This is a genomic window from Photobacterium sp. GB-50 (assembly GCF_003026755.1).
Lineage (GTDB): Bacteria > Pseudomonadota > Gammaproteobacteria > Enterobacterales > Vibrionaceae > Photobacterium.
On the sequence record NZ_PYNX01000024.1, the window covers coordinates 43,966 to 52,508 of the forward strand.

General features: G+C 38.6%; 5 protein-coding genes and 1 pseudogene. 1 reads left to right on the forward strand and 5 read right to left on the reverse strand.

The annotated features are described in order from the left end of the window. Nucleotides 1-103 precede the first annotated feature (103 nt). The 3 genes from C9J41_RS19620 to C9J41_RS19630 are packed head-to-tail and all read right to left on the reverse strand — an operon-like array spanning nt 104 to nt 5,742. Complete coding sequence (locus tag C9J41_RS19620) at nt 104-1,345, reverse strand: hypothetical protein (protein ID WP_107294923.1); 1,242 nt, start codon at nt 1,343-1,345, stop codon at nt 104-106. Beyond that, on the reverse strand, nt 1,346-1,987 hold the full coding sequence (locus C9J41_RS19625) for a hypothetical protein (protein ID WP_107261827.1): 642 nt from the start codon (nt 1,985-1,987) through the stop codon (nt 1,346-1,348). It lies immediately after the preceding gene. Continuing rightward, on the reverse strand, nt 1,984-5,742 hold the full coding sequence (locus C9J41_RS19630; RefSeq protein ID WP_158259687.1) for an ATP-binding protein: 3,759 nt from the start codon (nt 5,740-5,742) through the stop codon (nt 1,984-1,986). The genes C9J41_RS19625 and C9J41_RS19630 overlap by 4 nt, the downstream gene beginning before the upstream one ends. A 284-nt stretch (nt 5,743-6,026) precedes the next feature. Here C9J41_RS19630 and C9J41_RS19635 point away from each other — a divergent pair, with 284 nt between their 5' ends. Further along, nucleotides 6,027-6,902 carry a WYL domain-containing protein gene (locus C9J41_RS19635; RefSeq protein WP_107294925.1) on the forward strand — a complete coding sequence of 292 codons (876 nt, stop codon included), beginning with the start codon at nt 6,027-6,029 and terminating at the stop codon, nt 6,900-6,902. A 371-nt stretch (nt 6,903-7,273) separates the two neighbouring features. Here the strand turns inward: C9J41_RS19635 and C9J41_RS19640 are convergent, their stop codons facing one another. After that, nucleotides 7,274-7,864, reverse strand: a complete 591-nt coding sequence (locus C9J41_RS19640; protein ID WP_107208408.1) for a hypothetical protein — start codon at nt 7,862-7,864, stop codon at nt 7,274-7,276. Nucleotides 7,865-8,174: 310 nt separating this feature from the next. Continuing rightward, nucleotides 8,175-8,411: pseudogene (locus C9J41_RS19645) on the reverse strand (hypothetical protein); the annotation flags it as partial. Nucleotides 8,412-8,543: the final 132 nt, after the last annotated feature.

Below are 8,543 nucleotides of genomic sequence, written 5' to 3' on the forward strand. Positions count from 1 at the left end.
TCTACCAGCCTGCAAACTTCAGTATTGGACTTGTTGGCTGGAATCCTCTCCCTTGAGTTAACAACAATCCTCTTAGCAGCATTAATTAGCGATAGAGATAGCGTCATTTAGCACCTCCGATTGTTTCGAAAACAATATCACTAATAATCACATTACCGTCATAAGGTAATACGACTTCTCTTTCTTCCTTAATTTGGACGATACTCTTCAAACCGACTTTTTGCGCACTAATGTATCCATCGACCAGTAAAAGCCAGTCCTCTAGTTCTATATCGAGATCAAACAGTGTATAGCTTTGCGCAGCAGATAGAGGGAGAATGTTAGGATTTGTTTTTATTGCCTCAAACATTAACTCTAGCGCTTCATCTACCTCGTTTAGTTCAAACTCTTCCTCATCTTCACGGACATCCGTAACTTCGATACTGTCTAAATCTGAAGCTTTGACTTTTTTCCGCTCACCGCTAGCAAGAGCCCTTACAGCCAAATCAACTAAGTCATCAGCTTGAATGTCACTGTTAGTATTTCCGTAGGCTCGTACTTCTGTTTCCGACACCTGAGACAAACAATCAGGCAAGCATTCAATGGAATCTATGGATGGCGAAAAGGTTTTGTCATCTTGGAACTTAGCTGCAAAAACATCAATAATGCGATTAAGCTTGGAAGATTTCTTATCTCGCTGAAGCTTTGCCAACATTTCGACCATTTTTTTATTTGATACATTTAAGTCCCTTAATGCGATATCTATTTTAGATTTAAGTAACTTCAAAAGAATTCGCTCAAGGTGAGTGTCAGTTTGTACCCACTCTCTAAGCTTTTTCACACTTAAATGCTCAAAGATACTATTTATTCTACTGATCTCACGTTTACATCGACCGATTTGACGAATTTTGTCATCAACATCAGTAACCATGCTAAATTCATCTGCAACGATTCTATGAAAAGTAGACACGGTTTCAACCAAGGCGTCATTTATCTCGACTGTTATCTCTCGAACTTCATCTAAGTAGTGTTGTTTTTTATCATCATTGAAGCCCTTAACTCGTCGGTAACTGCCAACGGCATAATCCAAGTTTTCAATCTGATTAGAAAACTCGCCATGACGTTCTCTGAATCTATAACGACTCGTTACCCTATCCAGTAAACGTTTAACAGACGAATGAATTTGGACTCCATGCTCATCATCTAAGTGATAGGCCAATTGATGTTTTGTAAGCGCTGCAATTACAGCTTTATTGCTTTCACTATGATGAAGTACTCCAGCTTGCTCATAGCAAGCCTCATCTACTACCTCAGTATGAGTACTTAGCGCTCGCACAGCTTCTTTTGACTCCACTTGTCGAGACATCTAAATTAACCCCATTTGAGTATCTAATTCATTTTCACCATCAGCTTCACTTTCCAACATCCCTTCATTAATAGCGATAAACTCCAAAGTCTCATAAAGCAATGACCATTTCGCTGTGGCGATAAAGAGAGAACCAGTTGATGATGGAGATACAAAGTATCCTTCTTGGACAAGATAATCTAAGATCGACCTCAGCTTCGTTTTACTCTCTTTGCTTTTATGGGCTCTTTTAAGCTTGTGTGCAATATGATCAAGCTGATTTTGAAGTGAGTTACTTTCCTCTATTGCTGCGAGCAACTCTGACTCCGAAAGCTTGCCACCAGCCATTATGGGTCTGGAGTCTGAGTCAATATTTCGGGCTAGTTTGAGCCAAGCGATTATCCCTTCCATCGTCTGCGAAAAAACTTCAAAGTCTTTGAGAACTTCGTTTTTCTTTCGAGTGTTATCGATGCTCTCATATCCACAGTAAAAACCTAGCCCGTCTTGTGTTTCGACTGTTGTCATGCTTATTCGAGACAGGTATTGGTTCATGTCACTTCGATTTCTCGTGTCGGATAAATATGTGTATTCAATAGGAGATGCATATTCACAGATCACTTTTTTACTCATGAGTAATCGAAAAGCCGATTCAAACTTATTCATTCAACCACCTCCGTAGACTGATTTTGTTTCGACTCAGAAAGCAATGGATTGACTCTACTTCTACGTCCACCAATAAATGATTTAACCCCCACATTCTTCACTATGTGATTTTTAGTCGCGAAGTACTTGTAAGTGGCTGGATGCAGATCTGGCTGAGCTGTGAACAAGCAAATACCTTTTTGAGCCATCATGTCGAATAAAATAGTCAGGTTAGAAATAGAAATTTTCCCTAATTCGTCTAACGGCCAGTGAATGGCAACGTCTTCATCCTGACACAAGAATCGAGTCATCCCACAGAAAACAACGATAATAGCCAGTTTGGAAATCCCTTCAGAGCCGACCTTTTCTAAATCTTCATCATTTCGAACCACTGCTGGGCGTCCATTCTCAACAATCGTGATCTCCATCTCGACCAAAGACTCTAGGTTTTTAGATATCTGAGCCTCTTTAAACGAAGCCAACAATTGCTTGAAAGAGACAAGAAACGCTTTGGAAGGTAGACCTCTTGATGTTTCGCCTGACCATCTATCCAATTCGACACTAAAGAGGTTGAGGTCTTTCCAAAGATCAAAAGTATGGATCTTGCTTGATAGTTTGATATGTATACTGTCGATAGCAGGGAAAGGATTGCCCGTTTCAATCGACTTATCCAGAGTGGTTGAAACTGAATCAACCTTACTATTCACCTGTTTAAGAGTTTGGTGATAGTTAGATATTTGAGTCGATATAGAACGAAGTGTCTCAATTTTAACGTCCCTAACATCAGGAATCACATTAAGAACAAGCTCTTCAAGGTCTCCCAAACAAGCAAGGGAAAACTGAGGACTATCGTAGTTGATAGCATAGTCATAATTTTCTGAAAGCTTCGTCATGGTTGCAGAGCGCATCTGTTCCCACATCATCTTTATTTCATTGTTGTTATCCAACCCTAGGATTGTGTTACTTACATCTTTTACTTTATTAACGATTTCTTTCTTCAACGTGTTAATCGCAGTGATCTTATCTGTCACCAGGCTCACTGCATGCTCAACAGAATGAAACTCCAAATCTACAGAGACATCTTCTAAGCTAGTTAAATCTGATTCATCGACCGCTTTTTCCAGATTATTGGTACAAGTAGTAAGTTGCCCTATAGCCACCTTGACTTTACTGAGCTCTTCTTCATCCAACTTAATTGAAAACGATACTTCATCAATTCTTCTATTTACCGACTTGTCATAATCGATTCTCTTAGCTTCATCTTCCATGATCTTTCGCTCTAAAACCAAAATTTCAGAATTGTAGCTATCAATGTATTTCCATTCTGATTCTAGCCAAGTGTTATACTCATGAATTAAAGTTTGAAATGCTTTTGTTTTTTCACACTCTATATTGAGAGATTCCCATTTCGACTTAGCACTTTCTACGCTGACTGCATCCACTCCTTTATTCATCAATGCTTGGTTGAAAGCTGACTTGTGATCGTTTATTCGCTCTGAAATGACTTTCTCTTTCTCCTTTATCGAATTTTCGATAGCACTTTTCTTTGCATCTTCATCAGACAAAAGAGAATCGAAGTCAGCTTTTACCTGTAAAAGTGCTTGTTGGTACCGCCTTTCTTCGTTTTCAATTTTTTCTTTCAAGTCAGTCTTGATAGCAAAAAAATCAGACTCTAGTACGCTTTTCTGTCTCTTAACTTCGGATGTACGATCTTTAGCATCACTTTCAAATTCAGAAATTTTCTGATTTTTTAGAAGATTAAGCTTGGCCAATTCACCTTCAATAACTTTTGACCTTTGACTCTCGATTTGTATTTCTTTCTTGAAGTCATTTGTATCATGCTCATCACTTTTAGCGCGATGCTTCGCTTTTTCTTGACGATCTTCAACTTCAGATTCTTTAATTTTTAAAGTCTCTAATCGCTCTGAAAGCTTCTCTTCACTGAGACAAAAATCAGGAAGTGCGATTGAATCCAGATCTAAATGGAGACCAAAAATCGACTCCGTAGCTTCTGGATCGAAAAATGGTTTCAAGTTTTTCGCATTTAACAAACTAGGAGTGATTACTTTGCCTATATTGCCGCGCCAATCAGGCATTTTTTGATCTAAGTACTCGTTGAGCGACCCTTTTGTTGGCAATAATGCACGACTAACAGAAGCTATTTCATCTGAAATTTCTTTTAATTCACTAGTACATATGTGGTAAGTAGAAAGACTACTCTCATGATTTTTCTCTGCCTGTCGTAGCTGCTCATTCAAATAAATTACTGTATTTTGAGAGGCATTAAGTTTTTCACGCTTACTCTCAAGATCACTTTCCAGACTGCGTAATTCGTCTTTTTGTTCTGGTGTAAAATCTAGGGATTGCCCTTCTAGAATTGCAAGTCGGAATTGTTCTTGTCTTATCTTTTCAGACTGGTTATCGAACTCATCTTGCAACTTTTTCTTTTGAAGGTTGAGGTCATTCTGCATCGCCTCTAAACGGTCGGTCTTTTGCTCGAGTATCTCTTCCTTAGTTTTAAGTATGCTATTGATTTCTTGTTGCTTACGAGAGCGGAAATCAGCACATTCGAGTTCCAGTTTTTGTACTTGACTGTTAAACGCACTTTCTTCTGTTTCTACATTTTCCAGTAAGTTTTCGTAATGTTTCTTTGCGGATTCCGCTTCCTTCAGCAAGTCACTCAAACTATTGTAAAGCGTGATTTTCCCTAAAATATCATCCTCGTTCTCGTACTTGTCACGCTTATTGTAAATAGCATCAACTATTTTGGATTTCCTTTCAAACTCAGTCCGATGGATGCTTAACTCAGTATCGAGCTTTTGAAGTCTATCTTTCCTCTCATTGACCAACGAGCCGCACAGATCCTTCTGTGAACGAATCGTGTCTGACAACTGAATGTCATTTAATGCCAATTGACGCAGATGAGAAGCGATTTGAGCTCGATAAGAGTTTAATTGCTTAATGTACTCATCAAGGCTGTCTTTACTTGCAACTGCTTCATCGAACTTGCTCTTTTTAGTATCTAGTTGAACAAATACATCTAGGCTATTTGCTAGGTTAATATACTCTTTCTTATATGGAACATCGTCCATCGATGTATTGTTCAAAAAACAATCCACAATCATCGTCTTGAAACGACTCAACATTTTCTTATGGCGCATCATTGTCGCCGTCAAAATGTCGATATGATTCATATTATGGCTCGCAGAACACAACGAATACTCATGAGCGATTGCAACTAAGTTTTTACCCGCACGGCTTCTTTGAGCTAAACGGTTTTTATTATTTAAAATAACTGCGCGGTAATCGACACTAGTTTCAATTTGCGAACTTACTAACATTGACTGAGACACAAGGTTTTTAAGCCATGTACGAGTTTCACTTCCCTGCTTAATTAGCTCGTCGTACAAATGTTGAGAAAACAACTGTTCAGCACTTCCGGTCAAAAATCGATAAGCGACACTAGAGCCATTTCGATACATTACAGAACACTTTTTCTCACCAAGTTTTTCATATTCAAACACGATGACAGATTTTGGAGTAGGCAAATAGTAATCAACAAAGGAAACTTTATCCGCTTGTCTATCCACCAGCTTACTCGGATCGGCTCCATAAAACGCTGGAAGTAAACTTAACAAAGTGGATTTACCAGCTCCATTATCACCCGTATTGTTGCTATGCCCGATAGCCTTGACCTTGAATAGTTTCCCAGGGATAAATGAGTGAAAAAGTACGATCTCTAGCAGTTTTGAGCTTTTTGTTTCAGATTTATTCATTTCTTTCATCACAGTGCGGTAGAGATATTCTCAACCCCTCGGTTAGTGAATGATCTACAACAAACTTACTGACTCGGCTGCCACTAAGTAAGTCCATTATTAGTGCTTCCAACTACCACCAGAGTTAACAGGCTTCGTTTAAGATAGAAATGCCTCAACACCCAAAAGAGCCAAGTGTGTCTTGTCTACTAGCGGTCAAAGAATCAACTAGTATCATATTACATTGGAATCAAATGATTCGTTAGAGTAAATTAGTACAGTTCATTTTGATAAGGGTAATCATTGTGCGTTGTGTCGAATCTCCGCAAACCAAACGACTAAGGCTTATTGATTTCTATCTCAGCTTCTTTGGGAAAGTGAATCGCTCCGACCTTATTCAGCACGGTGATATTGCCGTTGCTACAGCAAGCCGTTCTTTTAACGCTTACAAAGAACGTTTTTCTGAAAATACGGTTTTCAACGAAAGCCTGCGAGCATATATGAGGTCAGCATCGTTTAGCCCAGCCTTTGATCATGACCCAGAAGCTGCTCTGAGGTTAATCGCATGGGGCCAAGAGTTGAACTCTATTCCCGTAACAACTTATGGTGTAAGCAGCTTCGCAACAGTTTTGGATTCACTATCAATTGATATCGTCTCTCAAGTCACAAGGTCGATCCTGAACAAACAAAGTATCTCTGTCCTGTACAGTTCCTCAACTAGCACCGAGACTAGAACCCTGACTCCTCATTCTCTATTTAAAGGACTTGGAGCTTGGCACATCCGAGCATGGGACAGTAAAAGACGTAAATTCCTGTGTTTTAGAATCAGTCGAATTCTTAAGGCTGAGCAAACCGACAGCTTATACGACAAGACTATAGAGGACGATGCTCTTTGGAACCGAGATGTCGTCCTAAGTGTTGCACCGCACTCTAAGCATGAAAATAGAAATGACTTAGCTATTGATCTTGGTATGGAAGGTCAATACGTGCGAAACATTACCACTAACGAAGCACTAGCAGGATTCGTATTAAATGATCTTAATGTTGACTGTACACCTGATGCTTCTTTGCCGCCGCACGCCTTCAACTTGCAGTTGATGAATAGGCACGAGTTAGAGCATATTAACTCTATACAAGCTCTAGTGCCTGGCTTTATACAGAACAAAGATGAAAAGGCTTAAATTAAATAAACTCTAAACATATTGAGTTGTTTACGTAAACCAACAGCTGGTTTATTACAAATTCGCGGTTCGCAAAGTACGGTTCGGTTTTTACGAACTGAGTGATTACTTTAACAAAGAGGTGATATGAAGTGGTAATTTCCAACTTAGTTATCTGTGATCACCTGTTGAAGATAACGAATTACGTTCGTTAACTTATTGCTAAATTAAAAAGCGAACCCACAAGGTTCGCTTTTTTTATGAGTGGAATAAATATACAGCGTTATCGATATTGTTCGGGTGAACATTTATTAATTTACGTCTATCAATACCGATATGAGATAGCAGAAGCCTTTAATATAAAGTTATAATTCGTGGCGTTCCCTCACGATTTATGTACTAACCCATCCAATTAAAATTAATATTAAACCAACAATCCACTTTAAGTTTACTCCTTGTAATACAGGAATAGAGGGAATAACCGTGGTATTTTGAATAGATGCCAATTTAAACTCCCAAGCTTTTTGAAATTCAGGATTGGTTACTATCTTATAAAGATCTCTTCTGCTTCTATATCTTATAATGAAAATAGCGTCCCATTCTTCTTCAGTAGTGGGTTGTGAAAAAGTAGAGAGTGGTTTTGATACGAGAACGGGGTGACAGCCATGCTTAAATAAAAGAGGGAAAACAACCTTAGCGTAATTTCTATCTATACTTTCAAGTGCTCCCATATCCTTACTTTCTAGATCTTTTTTGTCCTTAATAAGGTTGAGCATGTAAAACGCTTTTCCATTGTCAGTTCTAGCAAACAAATCAACGGCATTGGGGTTAACCGTGGTTTTAGGTTGATCTTCTACACGTTGACCACTTACTGCTTTATATAAATCTTTTCCTTCCTTTTCGGTAAGTGATGAAATCCACCACCCGTCATACCAGCAAGCAAAGCACAGAAATATAACTATCAGAATTATATATAGTGTCATTGGAGTTTAATCATTATTTGAGAGATTTTTAAATTCTAGTACGAGACAATGAGCTATACCATCAATTCTCATCAGATTGTACTCGTTATCAGACATTATGCTCAGACAGCTCACCATGTAAGGCTATTTTAGAGTTCAAACAAATTAAGGCTTCTAGCAAACGTTGAGACAAAAACCAGTTAGGCTATCTGCTTTATTTAGACTGGTAGTATTAAGAGAAATAAGGTAACTGCTGCCATAAACAGTGCAAAATACACGGCTACACATAAGCGAAAATACCGTGTTTTGTCAGCCGATTTAATGGGCTTTGTTATGTAATTTTTATACTCTGACTTGGAAAAGATACCTCTAATACTAAACAATCCTCGTCGCAAATAAACGGACCATGTACTTCTCCGGGTGGACGACTTGCAAAATGCCCTGCTTCCAACCACTGATCAAATGCCATATCATAAAGCCTACCGGAGATGATAAATATTTCCTCTGGATAATCATGTGATTTACCACCAAACTCTTTTGTATCTGCACCTGCCTTAAAACGAGTAAGTCGAGTTGTAGTGGTACATTAAATTTGGCCACCTACTCAGAGGTGATATCATCACCTCTTAACATGGATAGGTGACATCATGACAAAACGAACAAGACGATTATTTAGTGCTGAATTTAAATTAGAGGCAGC